At 68.5% G+C, this 15,070-nt stretch carries 13 protein-coding genes and 1 pseudogene; 7 read left to right on the top strand and 7 right to left on the bottom strand.

Annotated features, from left to right (window positions below; translation table 11 throughout):
• Window positions 1-7 precede the first annotated feature (7 nt).
• The gene (locus tag ABZ840_RS08450) at window positions 8-289 is read left to right on the top strand and encodes a peptidylprolyl isomerase (protein WP_361555265.1); all 282 of its coding nucleotides are present in this window, start codon (window positions 8-10) and stop codon (window positions 287-289) included.
• 768 nt (window positions 290-1,057) lie between these two features.
• On the opposite strand, the gene ABZ840_RS08445 is transcribed toward ABZ840_RS08450, so the two are convergent.
• On the bottom strand, window positions 1,058-2,653 hold the full coding sequence (locus ABZ840_RS08445) for a DUF2235 domain-containing protein (RefSeq protein WP_361555262.1): 1,596 nt from the start codon (window positions 2,651-2,653) through the stop codon (window positions 1,058-1,060).
• A 543-nt stretch (window positions 2,654-3,196) separates the two neighbouring features.
• Here ABZ840_RS08445 and ABZ840_RS08440 point away from each other — a divergent pair.
• The 3 genes and pseudogenes from ABZ840_RS08440 (at window position 3,197) to ABZ840_RS08430 (ending at window position 4,046) form a co-directional block, all read left to right on the top strand.
• Window positions 3,197-3,430 (top strand): hypothetical protein, encoded by a 234-nt coding sequence (locus tag ABZ840_RS08440; protein WP_361555259.1) that lies wholly within the window; start codon window positions 3,197-3,199, stop codon window positions 3,428-3,430.
• Window positions 3,427-3,591, top strand: a pseudogene (locus tag ABZ840_RS08435) (hypothetical protein); the annotation flags it as partial. The gene ABZ840_RS08440 and the pseudogene ABZ840_RS08435, both read left to right, overlap by 4 nt.
• 38 nt (window positions 3,592-3,629) lie before the next feature.
• Complete coding sequence (locus tag ABZ840_RS08430) at window positions 3,630-4,046, top strand: transposase (RefSeq protein WP_361555256.1); 417 nt, start codon at window positions 3,630-3,632, stop codon at window positions 4,044-4,046.
• A 135-nt stretch (window positions 4,047-4,181) separates the two neighbouring features.
• Here ABZ840_RS08430 and ABZ840_RS08425 read toward each other — a convergent pair whose 3' ends face one another.
• A complete protein-coding gene (locus ABZ840_RS08425) occupies window positions 4,182-4,904 on the bottom strand; it encodes a dienelactone hydrolase family protein (protein ID WP_361555253.1) in 723 nt (240 codons plus the stop codon).
• A gap of 479 nt (window positions 4,905-5,383) precedes the next feature.
• On the opposite strand from ABZ840_RS08425, the gene ABZ840_RS08420 reads away from it, so the two are divergent.
• Window positions 5,384-5,527 (top strand): hypothetical protein, encoded by a 144-nt coding sequence (locus tag ABZ840_RS08420; RefSeq protein ID WP_361555250.1) that lies wholly within the window; start codon window positions 5,384-5,386, stop codon window positions 5,525-5,527.
• Between the two features lie 384 nt (window positions 5,528-5,911).
• Here the strand turns inward: ABZ840_RS08420 and ABZ840_RS08415 are convergent, their stop codons facing one another.
• Together ABZ840_RS08415 and ABZ840_RS08410 are read right to left on the bottom strand one after the other, a co-directional pair.
• Window positions 5,912-8,788 carry a tetratricopeptide repeat protein gene (locus ABZ840_RS08415; RefSeq protein WP_361555247.1) on the bottom strand — a complete coding sequence of 959 codons (2,877 nt, stop codon included), beginning with the start codon at window positions 8,786-8,788 and terminating at the stop codon, window positions 5,912-5,914.
• A 6-nt stretch (window positions 8,789-8,794) separates the two neighbouring features.
• Window positions 8,795-9,190 carry a hypothetical protein gene (locus ABZ840_RS08410; RefSeq protein WP_361555244.1) on the bottom strand — a complete coding sequence of 132 codons (396 nt, stop codon included), beginning with the start codon at window positions 9,188-9,190 and terminating at the stop codon, window positions 8,795-8,797.
• A gap of 176 nt (window positions 9,191-9,366) precedes the next feature.
• On the opposite strand from ABZ840_RS08410, the gene ABZ840_RS08405 reads away from it, so the two are divergent.
• Window positions 9,367-9,759: an IclR family transcriptional regulator C-terminal domain-containing protein gene (locus tag ABZ840_RS08405; RefSeq protein ID WP_361555426.1), complete on the top strand. Its 393-nt coding sequence runs from the start codon at window positions 9,367-9,369 to the stop codon at window positions 9,757-9,759.
• 421 nt (window positions 9,760-10,180) lie between these two features.
• Here the strand turns inward: ABZ840_RS08405 and ABZ840_RS08400 are convergent, their stop codons facing one another.
• Window positions 10,181-10,597, bottom strand: coding sequence for a hypothetical protein (locus ABZ840_RS08400; RefSeq protein ID WP_361555241.1), 417 nt, complete (start codon window positions 10,595-10,597; stop codon window positions 10,181-10,183).
• A gap of 140 nt (window positions 10,598-10,737) precedes the next feature.
• Window positions 10,738-11,364 carry a zinc metalloprotease gene (locus ABZ840_RS08395; RefSeq protein ID WP_361555238.1) on the bottom strand — a complete coding sequence of 209 codons (627 nt, stop codon included), beginning with the start codon at window positions 11,362-11,364 and terminating at the stop codon, window positions 10,738-10,740.
• Between the two features lie 1,296 nt (window positions 11,365-12,660).
• On the opposite strand from ABZ840_RS08395, the gene ABZ840_RS08390 reads away from it, so the two are divergent.
• Window positions 12,661-13,851, top strand: a complete 1,191-nt coding sequence (locus tag ABZ840_RS08390) for a polyprenyl synthetase family protein (RefSeq protein ID WP_361555235.1) — start codon at window positions 12,661-12,663, stop codon at window positions 13,849-13,851.
• Window positions 13,852-14,103: 252 nt separating this feature from the next.
• Here the strand turns inward: ABZ840_RS08390 and ABZ840_RS08385 are convergent, their stop codons facing one another.
• Window positions 14,104-14,598, bottom strand: a complete 495-nt coding sequence (locus ABZ840_RS08385; protein ID WP_361555232.1) for a hypothetical protein — start codon at window positions 14,596-14,598, stop codon at window positions 14,104-14,106.
• Between the last annotated feature and the right edge of the window lie 472 nt (window positions 14,599-15,070).

The raw sequence follows: 15,070 nt of genomic DNA, 5'->3' as shown, positions 1-15,070 counted from the left end.
GTAACTGATGGCTAGGGCTTCTGCACGTCACATTCTCGTGGCCTCTGAAGACAAGGCGAATGAGCTGAAGGCTCAGCTTGCAGCTGGAGCGGATTTCGCCGAGGCCGCCAAGGCGAACTCCACCTGCCCCTCCGGTCGCCAGGGCGGTGACCTCGGTTCGTTCGGCCCGGGGCAGATGGTTCCGGAGTTCGACACCGTCGTCTTCTCTGCCCCCCTCAACACAGTCCAGGGGCCGGTGAAGACTCAGTTCGGGTTTCACCTCATCGAGGTGACCAGCCGCCAGGACTGACGCGATCGCTGCATGTGCAGCAGATCTGTCGACGCCGCGTGCGACTGCCTCCCTCACACCCGAGGGAGGTGGTTCTGTCCGGCAGGACGCCACGGCCCGCCTGCGCCGCTGTGCAGGAGCGGGCCGTGGCGCCAGCAGGCCATGGGTCATCGCGATGTCAGTTCAAAACCCTCTGCCGTTCGGGTCACGCCCAGGTGTCGCCTAGGCATACCCACCGAGCTCACGGGCAGCAAGGCACTGGCCTGGGGGTAAGTGTCGTTCCGGCACGTGACGATGGGGATCTGGGCGATTTGCCCGCTCCGGTACGAGGCACCGAGCCTGAGCCCCAGTGGCTGCCTGCGGGTGACCCGCAGTTGTAACCGCGACTGGTTGCGGAGGCGGCAGGCCGCAACGCGGCAGGCGAGGACGTGCAGGTTGTCCACAGCGCACATGGCGACAGGTTCATGATTGCTCCCTGCCCATGATGCGGGCGCCGCAGCAGACTGCCGAATGCCAACCTTCGCTCTCTCGGTGCTCTGCCGGAGTCCGGTCCGGCCGGCGCACGAGTACGCTCATGCGCCGCGGTACGCCACGCTCCGGTCGGCCACCGCCTGTGAGAGTGATCCTGCACCGGCTGGCGGTTGGCGTACTTTCGCTGTCTTTGGGGCCAGGTGGTCCGGGCGCACAGTGCCTGAGTCTGAGCCTGCGATTGTTGTCCGCTGTGGCCGAAAGCCCTCTCGAGTGGGGCAAGACGGGGGCAGTGCGAACTCCGCGCGAGCGGCTTCCGGGTCAAGATTTCCGGGTGACGGTCAATCGGATGCTGCCACGGTTGTTGCCGTAGAAGCCCCAGGCGTCGTTGGCGTACGCATAAAAATAGCCGGGTTGGTTGGTGTGGGTTTCGTTGCTACCCACGAGGATGCGTTCGTGGCCGCGATTGCCGGGGGCTCCCTGAATGCGTACAGCATCGTTGGCAACGTAACCGACGAGGCACATCCACGGGAGGTCCACCTCACGTGGTGCGCCCGGAGCGGTGGCCTCTTGCTGGCGGGTCACACTGCGGTAGAGCCTGACGCCCCGGCCGATGAGAGTGCCGGCGTGGCGCAGCAGGTTGGTGGGGCGGAGCCGGTCCCATCCGGTGGTGCCGGCGGGGCCCGACCATATCCCCCCGTCCAGCCATTGCCCAGTGGCATGGAAGGCGTAGCTGCCGGCTTCGAGGTAGAGACCGGTGTCGTTCCACAGTTCGCGGGCGAAGATCTCGACGGTAGCCGATTCGCCGGGCTGGAGGATTCGGCTGTGCCGATAGGGGCCGCTGGTGATCGGCTGCTGTTCCTGTCGCTGCCGCACCGAGGGGTCCAGTGTCTGGGTAGCGGGCATTACCCGTTCTGCGCTGTCGGCGGGGACAATCGGAGGTACGGCGCGCGGCCGCTGTTGCCACACGATCTGCAGCAAGGTGTCCAGCAAAGGTTCGGTCAGCAGGGGCACCACGCTGAAAACACCCCGAGTGTCGTCGTGCTGGACGTCGGCCGGGTCCGGGGCGATCTGGCTCAGCGAGTGTGGAGAGAAGCGCAGCCCTGCCGCCGTGGATGCCTCGTCGATCATCCACTGCAGGGGGCCGTCGCTCAGGCCGGTCCGCAGATGGCCGCCGCCGACGTCCATGTGGCTGCCGGGGAACCAGCGCTGCTCGATGTCCTGACCTGCCGCTGTGTTCTCCCACAGCGTGGGGGTGAACGGGCGGCGCCGTTCGTCCATGGCGAGGGCGTGGCGAGCGTGCTTGATGTGCGGGTTCAGGGTCACGTTGTGGCGGAATTCCAGGCGCCGCGCGGGGACGAGCAGGTTGATGCCGGCCAGGTAGTTGGGGATGCCCAGGGAACCGACCGTGTCCCAGACGCCGATGAAGTCCACCGGCATGGCGGTGGCGTTGTCAGGGTCGAAGCGGAAGCGCAGCCCCGAGCGCCATCGCCGGCTGTCGTCGCGGTCCCGGTAGTGGGCGTAGGCACGGCGCACGTAACGGCCTGTGGTGGAGGCGTCCAGCCCGCCGATGTCGATCAGGCCGGAGGCGGTGATCAGACCGGCGAGACTGCGGGCGGTGTAAGCGCCCCGGCTGAAACCGAACAGCGCGATGGTGTCCCCTGGCTGGTAGTTGGTGGCCAGCCACTGGTAGGCGTCGAGGATGTCCTGCGACAAGCCGGCTCCCAGCGCACCGCCCAGCAGTCGGCGCAGCAGGCCGCCCTCGGTTCCCACCCCGGGTTCGTAGTGACTGCGCTGGGGTAGCCCGTGGGCATCCGTGGCCAGCAGCGCGTTGTGCAGGCGACGCACGTTGGAGGCCGACGCCATGGACGGATCGAACCAGGTGCCGTCGCAGCACACGACGAGACGTTGCGGCATGGCAGTGCTCCTTCCAGGTGGCACCCCCGTGTCTCCGGTTGTAGCGACGACCGCTCATCGCGTACAGGCAACTTCGCGTGCAGATGGACCGCGCCGACGCCGCGTTCCTGCATCGGTGCCCAGCGGAGCGGTGCTGGTGAGGGGTGACCGCCTACCACGTCGAACGCAGCCGTAGCGGACAAGGACAGTGGCCTCTGCGCGGCGTACGTGTCGTTACGCGACGGTGGCAGACCTCGGCCTGCGACGGCCAGATATCTGCGGGGTCGCCCCGGCACCCGGAGTCATCGAGACCGCGGGGTCGACTCGCAAGGTCGGCCTGGATGAGGCCCTGGCCGAGCTGCTGCGGGACCAGTAGCCATGAAGCGGCGGGCGGGACTGCCCGCTCATGTACATGCCGAGGCGGTACGCAAGGCCCCGCAAGAGGCACGGCCTGCCGGACTGCACGGGAAGCAGCCGGCCAGGGCCACTCAGCGGTCCCCTGCGCAGGTCTGGACGGGGATCACGTTCCTGCGCAGGAATGCGGTCCAGGAAGGGCTGCCGCCTGTGACGCACAACCACCGGGACGGTTTCCAGCTGTCGGAGGATCCCGAAGTGTGGATCGCTTACGAACGGGCGGTCTTCGAGGCGGAGTTGCCTCGGATGACGAACTTCATCGCCGGGATCGTCGCCCCGCACACGAGACGCGCCCCGACGGACGAGTGGGCACGCCTGGTCCTGGAACAGGTCGGCGGGATCAGGGTCACCCTGGAGGTCCTCACCCGCATGGAACGGCCATGACCTGCACCTATACAGAGTCTCCGGCCGTGCGTGAGCGGAGCAACCCGAACGACACCACGGATACGGATGCCGAATGGGCCGTTCTCGAACCCCTGCTGCCCGCGCCGGCCTGCCGGATGCCCACGGGCGGACGTCCGGAGAAGCACCCCAGACGCAACGTGGTCGACGCGACCCGCTACGTCAACGACAACGGTGTGAAGTGGAGACCCGTTCCGTCGACTTCGGCATCCCCTGGCGCACTGTCCATGGGTTCTTTCAGCGCCGGCGGGCCAGCGGAGACCTGGCCCGCATCCACGCCGAACTGCACGAACAAGTCCGCGTCCATGACGGCCTCAACCCCCGCACCGTCGCGGTGATTCTGGACTCCCGGGCCGTCACGGGAGCCGAGACGGTGGGCAGCGACTCCCGCGGCTTCGACGGCCGCAAGATGAGTAACGGGCGCAAGCGCCATCTCGCCGTTGATATGCGCGGCATGCCCCTGGCAGTGATGGTCACCAAAGCCTCCCCGCACGACTGCGTCCGCGCCCGTGACCTGCTCTTCCGTCTCCGCCTCACCCACCCCGAGGTCACCGTCTTCTGGGCGAATGCCGCCTACGGCGGCCCCCTCGTCGACTGAGCCCACTCCTTCCCGGGCCTGCCCCTCAAAACGGTGCCCCCCGCAAAGGCCAGGACGGCTTCGCCGTCCTCGCGAAGCGGTGGCGAGTGGCCGGAGCTGCCCCGGAGCAGGAGTGAGCGCCGGAAGCTGACCTGATCACTCTGTTACGGGCAGGCATTCGGCGAGCAGATCGACGATGTCGCGCCAGGCTCGCTGTGCGTGTCGTGGGTGGTAGCCGACGCCCGGGGGTGTGCGGTGGTTGACCGGTGGGTGGTGGAAGGCGTGCAGGGCCCCGCCGTAGACCACGAGGCGCCAGTCGACGCCCGCGTCCCGCATCTCGGCGGTGAACGCCTCCCGTTGCGCGGGCGGCATGATCGGGTCTTCCGATCCGACTCCGGCCCACACGGGGCAGCGAATGTGTGCCGCCTCGCCCGGTCGGCCCGTGGTCAGTGCGTTGACGGTACCGATCGCGCGCAAGTCGACTCCATCGCGACCGAGTTCCAGCGCAATCGCGCCCCCGGTGCCGTAGCCGATGGCGGCGATCCGGTCGAGGTCGGTCCGCGGTTCGGCGCGCAGCACCTCGAGTGCCGCATGGCCAATGCCCCGCATCCGGTCGGGGTCTGCGAGCAGCGGCATGCAACGGGCCAGCATCTCCTCGGGGTTGTCCAAATAGCGCCCGCCGTGGAGGTCAAAGGCCAGCGCCACGTATCCCAGCTCGGCCAGGGCATCGGCCCGGTGCCGCTCGACGTCGCTGAGCCCCATCCCCTCAGGCCCGATCAGGACTGCGGGCCGACGCTCATCACCGGCAGGGAGCGCGAGGTGCCCGATCATCGTGAGGGCATCGGCCGAGTATTCGACCGTACGTGTTGTGATCGTCATGAGGCTGGACCGTAGTGGCCATCCAGCCAGGTCGGGCCGGTGTTCACCGTCGGCGGAAGGTGGTCCGTCGCAGTTGCACGAGGATTGCATCGACTCCCCCAATGACATCCCGATCTCACAGAGCGTTACGGACCGACGGTTCTGGCACAGCTACCAACCACGGCACGTCGACCGGGTCGAGATCGCCACGGGCACGGAGGAACCAGAGTGGTTCCACTGCCGGCAGGCCCCGTCCAGCGCGACATCGGAACTGATCTCGGCGACCAGCTCGGGGACAACGAGGGTGACGTCGAGGGCGTCGCCCCTATCCCGGCCCGCGCTGAACGTGCGGTCCGCCCACGGGTGCGCGGGCCCGGCCGGAGACAGCTGGGGTCAGGTCGCAGGCGGGGAGCTGGCGTACGGCCGGCGTAGCGCAGGCGTCGGTCTCATCGAGGCGGCTGAGCAACAGTGTGCCGGACCGGTGCAGGGAGCCGGTCACGGTGCCGACGATGGCCTCGGTGGACTTTCCGTACGCGGCCCCCACCGACCGCGATGCTCCCACCGCACAGGCCGCCCTGCCCGCCCCGAAGGAAGCCGTGCGGTTCACCACCCGCGTCACTGTCACTCACGAAGTCACCACGTAGGCGCCGGTCGCGTCGAGCTGGCCCCTGGCCCGGGATCTCGCCGAGGAAGGTGGGGCGGGCGAAAGTCAGTCGGGTTCGAGACGGAAGCGGCCGATGCCGAGGGCCCGGCGACCTCGCGCAAGGGGCGGCCATGCGTCCACGCATGGGTGCGCTGAAGCGGTACACCGATCGGCCTATGGCGGCGTACGAGCACGCCTGGGAGACACAGGACGCCTACGGGTAACACCCGTTCGGGGCACGGAGTGGGGCCAGAAGTTTCGTGCTTCTGCATGGGCCGGTGCGGCCGGCACGCTGATGCTCCGGCTGCCGTGGCCGGCGCTGGGAACGCGGCACGCCCGGCGTCTTCCGCGCGGGAGGCAGTCCGCCTCCCCCGCAGGTAAGAGATCATTCGGCCATCGCACGGAGTTCCCTTGTCCATGGATGCTCCGGACCGAAGCGGCGCTCGAACACCGGAAGAGCCTTCTGGAGCAGGTCGCGGGCCTCGTCGGTGTGGCCGATCCGGAGTAGGACGACGGCCAGGGCCTGCATGGTCACGGCCGTGTCCGGGTGGTCGGCGCCGAGAGTCGCCGTCCTACTGCCGAGCGCGGCGCGCAGATCGGCGGCGGCCCCCGCGTCGTCGCCGCGTGTGCGGCGCAACTCGCCGAGCAGGTGCAGCGTACGGCCGTACTCCGCGTCCGGCGGTTGACCCAAGAGGTCGCGAGCGTGCTCGAACAGGTTCTGCGCCTCGTCCAGCCGGCCCTCCTGCTGCGCGACCAGTCCAAGATTGCGTACGGTTACAGCGTAATCGCGGCCCAGCTCACCCTGGAGGCCCCGCCGGATCTCCCATGCCTCCCGCAGGCACCGGCCGCCCGCGTCGGGCTCGCCGCCGAGGGTGAGGCTGACGCCGAGGTTGTTGAGCACCCTGGCTCGCAGGGCCGGATGGGGACGCGAAGCTGCCCTGTCGCCGAGCGAGGCCAGCGCCTTACGGTAGTGCTCCGCGGCGGCCTCATACTGGCCGAGCCGTTCGCTGATCATCCCCAGGTTGTTCAGCGTCGTCGCTGACGTGCCCAAGAGATCAAGGGCCATGCCGTACAGTCGGCGAGCCTCCGCGTAATCGCCGGTCCTCCACAACGCGAATCCCAGGTTGTTCAGATCCATCCCGGAGGCGGCGGCCAGCAGATCCTCGTCGGGCACCGTATCGCCGCATACACCGGAAATCTCTATGAGCCGGGCGGCGCCGGTCAGATCACCCTCCTCAAGGGCGTGGCAGCTGGCGAGGGTGGCAGTGGACAGCGTGCGCGGGTGGCGGGCGCCCAACGCGTCCTGGTAGAGCTCCAGCGCTCTCTCCTCGTGCCGACGGGCGGCGGCGCCCTCGCCCGACTGATACAGGAAGCTGCCCAACACCATGTGGCTCCACGCGGTGGATGTGGGATCACACCGCCCGCCCAGCGCCTCACGGATGTCGACCGCCCGCCGTGCCAGGTCCGTGGCAGTGGCCAGATCGCCGCGCGCGGCCGCGATTTGGGCGAGGTTCGCGATCGTCACGCTCGTCGGGTACGTGTCTGGGCCCAGTTCCCTCAGCCGGATGTCGAGGGCCTCGCGTAAATAGGGTTCGGCGAGTTCCCAGCGGCCGCTGCCTATCTGCAGCTGGCCGAGGTTGTCCAACGTGGCGGCCAGATTGGTGGCCTCCCGGTGCGGATCCCACAGGCGCCGGGCACGTTCCAGGTAAGGCTGTGCCAGAGCCCGGCTGGGACCTCCGAGGTAGGCGTAGCCGAAGTCGTTCAGGTCTTTCGCGGTCTCCGGCGCGTCGACACCGAAGATCTCCTCCTTGATGGACAAAGCCTGCTGGAGCCACGGCACGAAGCCGTCGAGGTCGCCGCGGCGGCGCAGGTAGAGACCGAGAACGTTGGCGAGCCCCGCGGCAACCAGGTCCCGACGCGGCAAGGCCCGTTCGGCCAGCACACGCAGGTGCGGCTCCAAGACGGCCCGCGTCGCGGGCGTGCCGCCGAGTCCATGGCCATCGCAGTACGCCCAGGCCTCCGTCTCGACTTGGTGGAGGCTCTCCGCGTCTCCCAGCCGGTCCTGCACGAAGGCAGCCACCAGCCGATGCAGCCGCGGCACGCCGTCAGAGGTCATCTGCACGAGCCCCAGGTCGGCCAGCCGTTGCAGCGCCTCCTCCAGGTCCATGGCGGCGTCTTGGCCGCCGTCGAGTCCGAGGCAGCTGAGCAGCAACGGCCGCGGAATGCCCTGCCCGGGCGCCAGATAGGCGGCGTGCAGGAGGCATCGCCGGGTCGGTATGTCGCCGAGCCGGTCCACGCTGAGGGCGAATGTGGTGGCGATGGTCTGGATGTGCCGGGTCGGCGAGATGCCGGACGCTGACAGCGAGCGGTGATCGACCGCGGGCGAGCTGCGCAGCTGGGCGAGATAGCCGTCGGGGGTGACTGCCGCCTTGAACCGGCTGACGTAGCTGCCGGCCAGGTGCAGGGCAAGAGGCAGCTGCCCGAGCTCGTCCGCGATGGCGGCCAGCGCCCGGTTCTCGGCGGGCGAGGCCGGCGGCCGGTACCGGGAGAGCAGGGCGAGCCCGTCGTCCGGTGGCAGCACATCGATCTCCCGGACGTCGATCCCCAGCGTCGGATCCCACGCCGAGCGTCGGCTCGTGACCAGGACACGGCATTCGCCCGACGGTGGCCGCCAACGTTCCAAGGTCTCCTCGTCCTCGCAGTTGTCGAAGACGAGGAGCCGGGGCAGCGGGCTCTGCCAGGCCCCGCGGACAAGAGCCACCTGCTGCGCGGGCGCGAGAGCGGCGAAGTCGGGCCGCAGCTCCATGCCCTCCGCGCCGCCGCACGCCACGACCTCGTGCGGAGCGGTCGCCGGATCGGCGAGGCTGATCCAGAAGACGCCGCCGGTGTAGAAGGCGCCGTAGCGGTGGACGTATTCGCTGGCGATCTGGCTCTTCCCGGCACCGCCGAGACCGGCAAGAACGACGGTTGGGACCTGCCCGCCCGGCGGGCCCAGATAACCGGCCAGCCATTGCAGTTCCGGGACGCGGCCGGTGAAGAGACGGTTGCGGGCCAGAGGCATGCGGGATTGCGGCGGCAGCGTCGCCGGGGCGGGCACGGCATGCGTCGGCAGCCGCGCGAGTACCCGCTTTCCCTCCGCGACGGCGTCGGCGGTCGGCGGAGGTGCGGGCGCCACCTCGTAGGTGGCGACGATCGCCGTACCGCCTTCGGCGGCCTGAGCGATGTAGCTGCCACTGGCGCTCTGGGCGCCCGGGCGGTCCATGGTGGCCTACGCCTCCGGGTTGTTGACGTTCACCTCCGCGTGACCGTGTCGGTCCGCCTGTGCGATGTAGGAACCGATGGCCTGCTGGACGGACGAGGCGACGGCGGGATCCTGTTGGAGACGCGCGAGCAACTCCCGAGCGGCAGCCGTGATCTCGTCGTCCCGGTCGGCGCCGCTGCGACCCACTTCCTCGGCCAGGACCTCGCGTCGGGCGGCGCTCTCCGGACGGGTCTCAACGGCCTCGACCGCCTGGACGACGTCGCTGCGGTCGCCGAACCGGCCGATCAGCAGGTTCTTGAGGCGCCGGTAGCCGTCGACCAGCACCTGCTGGCTGACGTCCCCCACGCCTTGGAGGAGCCCCGCGGTCACTGCACCGACGATCGCCGCCGAAATTGGATCCATGATGCCCTCCCCTATGCATTGGCACCGTTGTGACGCACATTACAAGGTGAATGCACACCCTTGGGGATCAGGAAATTTCGGCTGCGTGCTCCTGCTCGGCCTCCACACGCTGTGGCCAATCAGGCTTGCCGGCCCGCCAAAGTTCTGAGTTCATGGCGCAGCGCTGGCTCGCCTGACTGGCCAAGGCGCCTTCACGCACCGGGGGGCCGATGCCGCTGCACTGCACCGCCATCGGCAAAGCACTGCTCGCGCACGCCTCCGCCGGACTGCAGAAGGAGGTGCTGGCCGGGCCGCTGGAACGGCGCGCCCCACGGACCGTCGTGGCGCCGGGCGCCCTGCGCCGCCAGCTGCGGGAGATCACCGAGACGGGCGTCGCGTTCGAGCGGGAGTCGACTGTCGGGCTCATGTGCGTCGCCGCGCCGGTGCTGGGACGCCACAACGAAGCACTCGCCGCGATCAGCGTGGCCGGACCCACCGGCCGGTTCCGGCCCGACCGGTTCGTGACGCAAGTACGGGCGGCGGCCACCGGGCTCGGCAGCACGCTGCACCGACGCAACCTGCTGAGCTGATTCGGGCTCGGTCTTCCTTGTCGCGGTGTTGCGGAGTGGCGGTGTCGGGGTGTCGCGCCGTCGCGCCGTCGCGGGCCGATCCGCCGAAGGAAGCCGCGACAGCCCACGTTCTTCGGGACCCACTCCTCGGGACCCACTCCTCGGATCCCATGCTCTTCAGAGATCGCCGGTGATCGCGTCCACCGCGTCCTTCAGCGCGGCAGTCGGCAGTGAGCGGCTTGAGCATTCCCGGCGAGCAGCGGACGCCGGCCATCGACACCGGCACCGACACCGACAGCGCCGCGGTCGCACCGGCGCGGTCCTTCATGACGCACCACACCGCCACCGCCTCATCTCAGGCCGGTCGGCTCGTGAGTCTCTTCGGGCCCGCGCCAGTGGACCGACCAAGCATCAGCCTCATGCCGCGAGGCAGAGAAAACGCTCAGTACGAGGGCGATTCACCCAGCCCGGGCACGTCAAGACGGGTGAAGCCGGCGAGGCGGGGCGTGATGGTGAAGGGGAAGGATTCGCCGCCGGGGGTCTTGAGGGCCGCCACGATGTCGTGGTCCGGTTCACCGAATATCTCGAAGTGCTGCACGGTGCAGTGCTCCATCACCTCGCGGATGTACGGGTCCGAGAGCCGCCAGTGGGCGCGGATGGCATCGGAGTCGCGGTAGAGCTGGAAGCTGTACGCCAGCATCCGCTCCTCGTCGATGAAAACCTCCACCATGAGCTGGGGGCCGTGCTCTTGAGCGAATGCCACCGCCTGCGCGATGGCGTGCCGGAAGCCATCGACATGGCCGTCGGTGATGCGCATGGTGTTGCGGAAGAGAATGGTGCTGCTGTTTGTGGTCTCCATGCACAAAGTGTCGTACCTAAGCCAAGGTTGAGGTCAAGGGTTCAGCTCAACCAGGGATATCGGCGACGATGCCGAGGTTGTTGATGAAGCCCCGGCGGACCGCTTCGCGCGCTTCTCCGGCGCGTATGATCCAGCACTCCTCACCCAAGTCCGGTGTCGCCACACCCGCAAGGGCACGTCTCACCGCGCGCGGCTTCACCGCCGTCGCAAAAGCGGATCGGGTCCAGCCCCGGGCGTTTGGGACAGGAGTTGCGCCCCACGGGGCAGCCGATGAAGGCTTTCGCCATCGCGGGAGTGTCTGCCACGTAGTCGCCCGGCGGGGTGCATCCTCCCTGGAAAGCGTTGTAGAGGCCTGTCCAGTGCCCGGTCTCGCTGGACAGAGTCCGGCCCAGGTTGTAGGGGGCCAAGGAGCTGCCGGGCAAGGTCGAAAAGAGGAGCAGCACACCGTCGTTGGACGGATTGCGGAGGTAGTCGGCCGGGAACGTCCCATGCCCGAGCAGGTTGCCGTTCGGGGTGGGGATGCGGCCGAGGGAATACACGTTCAGGGTCGCTGCGCCACCCTTCCGCAGCGCCCTTTTCATCGCCCTTTCCTGAGTGCTGCCCGGGCCGGCGTTGGAGTACCAGTCCGGGTTCACGGTGCGGCTGACCCCGGCAAGTGTGAAGGTGAGGCCCGTGCTGCTGAAGTCAGCGTTGAGAACGTCGATCTGAGCGTTGATCTGTGAGTCCGGGATGTTGCCGCCATCAGTCGTGGTGTCCTTGGAGATCACGTGCCAGTGGATCTGGACGGTGGCGTTCGCCCGCTGTGCATGCGGGGCGGGCGGGGCCGCAGCGAGACGCTGCTGGAAGTTGCGTTCGGCCGCTCCCGCGAGCGGCGGGCCTCACGACCTTGGACTGCGGAAGCGTGGAGACGCGCTCCGGATGGACACAGTCCCCAAGGGCCGCTGTGGGCGCGCCGCTCGCGGGAGTGGCCGAGCCGAGGCGGAACACGCCACGGTCATCGCACAGGCCACGACTGCATGACTGTAACGCCAGCCACGAACTCCAGACATACAACAGCTCCTTGCGTACGGATCGAAGATCGAGAACATCCCGGCAGGACGGCGAGCAGGCCCGGCCGCTCTGCTCGTCGAGGCCCGTGTGTGTAGGGGTGCCGCTGGGCTTGGCTTATTGCTACGCATACGGATTCCTCGTACCTACGGCATCAGAGTCGGCCCTCAGTGACCACAGGCCAGCCTGGCCACCGCCGCCACCCACCACGCCGGCCGCCGAGAGCATCCGGACAATTTTCACCGCACTCATATGCAGCTGAGCGACAGCTCCACGCCGACCCCCTGGCACAAAGGCACAGCCCCCATCCCACACACCCCGCCCGTCACCCGAGAGAAGGCGGCACCCGACGTGACGAGACTTGCCCGCACGGTCTTGACGCAGAACTCCAGAGTCGCCACATCAGCCGTACCGAAAGGCAAACACCAGCCACGACAGCCAGTTGCTGATCAAGGGGTCAGACACAGCCTCTGAGACGCAGCGGCTGGGGCCACCACTGCCTGTGCGAGGACGCGGGATCGCGACCCCTACTGCTGCCAATTGCACGACTGTGCCTCTTGCTGCTCTGCCCATCGCCCACCAAAACGGCGAGATGGAGTCTCACCGAAGGGAGGCACGCGCGACACGCTCTCTACGACAGGGCTCCGCCCGACAGGGACCACATCTCGGCAGGGGAAAATCGGGGAGACGATCTGCCTTGCGGTGCACCGCAACGCTCTCGACCACAACGCCGCCCAAGAAATCGTGGCGAAGTCCGCCAACAAAGCGGCGGAGATCGGCTAGGGCGGCCCCGAGCCGCCATGGAATCAGCCCGACGGGCGTTAGTGCTGCCTGTGCTGCCTCTGCCACCATGTAGTGCGGTTGGACTGGACGCTGGATGGCGCCGGCGGCTGCCATCCACAACCCCAGATCTCGCTGACCATCACTCAAGGTCCCCTGAGGCGCACGTCTGAACCTTCGGAGGGCATTGCTGCAAGGCCGCTGCGGCAGCCGGCATAGCAGGAGGCGCCGCGGGCATGCGGGCCCGAGGACGAAGCCGCGGTCGGCGGAGGAGACTGGCGGCTTCTGACCGAGCTGGTCCATTCGGCACCCCTGTGAAGCTCACCGACTCGTCCCCCAGGAGGCACCCGACGGTGACCAGCTATGTCGACCAGCTCCCGGCCACGGTACGCAGCCACATCCAAGCCGTCCTGAACGACTTTCTCCATGCCAAAGCCTCTGCGGCCGACACCGACCAACTCCCTCGGGAAGCAGCCCGGGCCCTGCAAGACTTCTTGGACGCAGGGGGGAAACGGTTGCGACCCCTGCTGTGCGTGATCGGCTGGCACGCCGCAGGTGGAAAGGGTTCCCCCGCGTCCGTGGTCCAGGTGGCGTCCTCATTGGAGATGTTCCACGCCTGCTGCCTGATCCACGACGACATCATGGACGGTTCCGCCACTCGCCGTGGCGCTCCCACCGTGCACCGTGCCTTCACCGCCCACTACGCGCACGGCCGCAGCAAGGAAGCCGCGGAGCGTATGGGCGTCAGCGCCGCGATCCTCGTCGGCGATCTGGCTCTGTCCTGGTCGGACGAGCTTCTGCACACCGCCGGCCTAGCCCCCGACCAGCTCTTCCGGGTGCTGCCCCTGATCGACGTCATGCGCACCGAGGTCATGTACGGCCAGCACTTGGACGTGACCGCGACCGGAGATGCCACCGCGAGTCTGGAGCGAGCCTTGGCGATCGTCCGCTTCAAGTCCGCGAAGTACACCGTGGAGCGGCCCCTGCACATCGGCGCCGCTCTCGCCGGAGCCCCGGCCCGGACCCAGGCCGCTCTGTCCGCCTACGCATTGCCCGTCGGGGAGGCGTTCCAGCTGCGCGATGACCTCTTGGGTGTCTTCGGCGATCCGGCCGCCACCGGCAAGTCCTGCTTGGATGACCTGCGCGAGGGCAAGCACACGGCCCTCATCGCCCTGGCCCTGCAGCACGCCGATGACACCGACCAGCGACTGCTACGAAACCGTCTCGGCGCACGCGACTTGGACGAGAAGGGCGCGAGCCTCATCCGCCGCGTCCTGATCCGCACCGGTGCCCGGGACCGGGTCGAGCGGATGATCCAAGCCCGCCACGCCCGCGCCCGACAGGCCCTGGCCCAGGGCGCGTTCCCGCCCACCGCGTCCCGAGCCTTGGAAGAGCTCGCCCACGCCGTCACCGCACGGTCCGCATGACCACCGGCAACGACACTCGGAGAACCAACGCCGCACCCTGCTCGACGCAGGGCTGCGGCTCTTCACCGAGCGAGGCCACACGGGCCGTCTCCGATCAGCGAACCATGAGCCTGTGGCACCGGAAGGGTGCGCGGTAGCTCATGGGCGCTCTCCGGGTCGACGCTGTCGGGGGCCTTGAGATTCGCGGGGAAGACCACGCGACCTCCTGGCAGTTGCGGACACCTCCCGTCTCCACTCCCCCGACCTCGGCGGCTACCGGCGGAATCGGCGGTACTGGCCGCGCAGCTTGGGCATCCAGCGCGGCAGCCAGGTCATGAGGGCCGCCGTCGCGGCCAGGCTGCCGAAGACTACGAGGAAGCTCCCCGGATGGACATGGTTGATCCAGCACGGTTCCCACTCTCCGGTGCAGGCCTTCGAGGAATTCCTCCCTCCGGGGATCGCGCGGGCGACGGCCAATCCGCTCACCACGGCCACGGCCGCGTACCCGAGGCCGATCACGGTCCACTTGGTCGACCGCGTGTTCTCCGCTGAGTTGGCCCGGCGGAAAGAGTGTTTGGCGGCCGTGAAAGAGAGCGGAAGCAGCACGCCGACGGTGATACCGAATCCGATGCCGGTCGCCGGCCAGTACGCGGCCAGACCCCACACCTCGTCACCGAGCCACAGCGCCACTCCAAGGAAGCCGACGAGGGCCACGAGTGCGGCGACCTGCTTGGCGTTCTTCTTCCGGCTGACCTTGGAACGGTTCATCCGCGGATCCTCTCGGTGGTCCTGTTCTTGTGCGTGCGGCCGGTGCGTGGTCGCGGCCGCGAGCCCGCCCGTCCGCGAGGCGCAGGGGGTAGACGGGCACGTGGCGGCGCCTGCGGCGGCCGTAGTGCCGGGGCAGCCGCAACGGCTGCGATGAGGCCCCTGTCACCTGGGGGCCGGCGTCGAGGAACGGACACCCCAGCACGCGGCGCGAGGCCGTCGAACCTGTACGCCGTATCCAAAGAACCCCAGGTCAAAGCCCACAAAGTCCGGAACTGCGGACACTCCCGCGAGCTCCCCCACTGCCACCCCCGACGACCCAGCACCTCGCGTCACTCACATTCCGATGACACAACCTAATGATCATCAAGGCTCGCTGGCAAAGATCAATTGATTGAGAGCTTCCTGATCGCCGGCATCGGCGCACCACAGCAGCCGGACTCTGCCCCCCCCAGACGGATCCTTCCGGCCACCC

It is taken from the genome of Streptomyces sp. NPDC047117 (assembly GCF_040643545.1).
Classification (GTDB): domain Bacteria; phylum Actinomycetota; class Actinomycetes; order Streptomycetales; family Streptomycetaceae; genus Streptomyces.
Note: the sequence above shows the minus strand (reverse complement) of the source record. Positions and strands in the feature narration are given on the sequence as shown.

Bases quoted from the DNA above. Each gene is read 5' to 3' on its own strand.
- ABZ840_RS08400 (WP_361555241.1), bottom strand. From the start codon at position 10,597: ATGGAGACCACAAACAGCAGCACCATTCTCTTCCGCAACACCATGCGC.
- ABZ840_RS08390 (WP_361555235.1), top strand. From the start codon at position 12,661: ATGCGGGCCCGAGGACGAAGCCGCGGTCGGCGGAGGAGACTGGCGGCT.
- ABZ840_RS08445 (WP_361555262.1), bottom strand. From the start codon at position 2,653: ATGCCGCAACGTCTCGTCGTGTGCTGCGACGGCACCTGGTTCGATCCG.
- ABZ840_RS08410 (WP_361555244.1), bottom strand. From the start codon at position 9,190: ATGGATCCAATTTCGGCGGCGATCGTCGGTGCAGTGACCGCGGGGCTC.
- ABZ840_RS08385 (WP_361555232.1), bottom strand. From the start codon at position 14,598: ATGAACCGTTCCAAGGTCAGCCGGAAGAAGAACGCCAAGCAGGTCGCC.
- ABZ840_RS08415 (WP_361555247.1), bottom strand. From the start codon at position 8,788: ATGGACCGCCCGGGCGCCCAGAGCGCCAGTGGCAGCTACATCGCTCAG.
- ABZ840_RS08450 (WP_361555265.1), top strand. From the start codon at position 8: ATGGCTAGGGCTTCTGCACGTCACATTCTCGTGGCCTCTGAAGACAAG.
- ABZ840_RS08425 (WP_361555253.1), bottom strand. From the start codon at position 4,904: ATGACGATCACAACACGTACGGTCGAATACTCGGCCGATGCCCTCACG.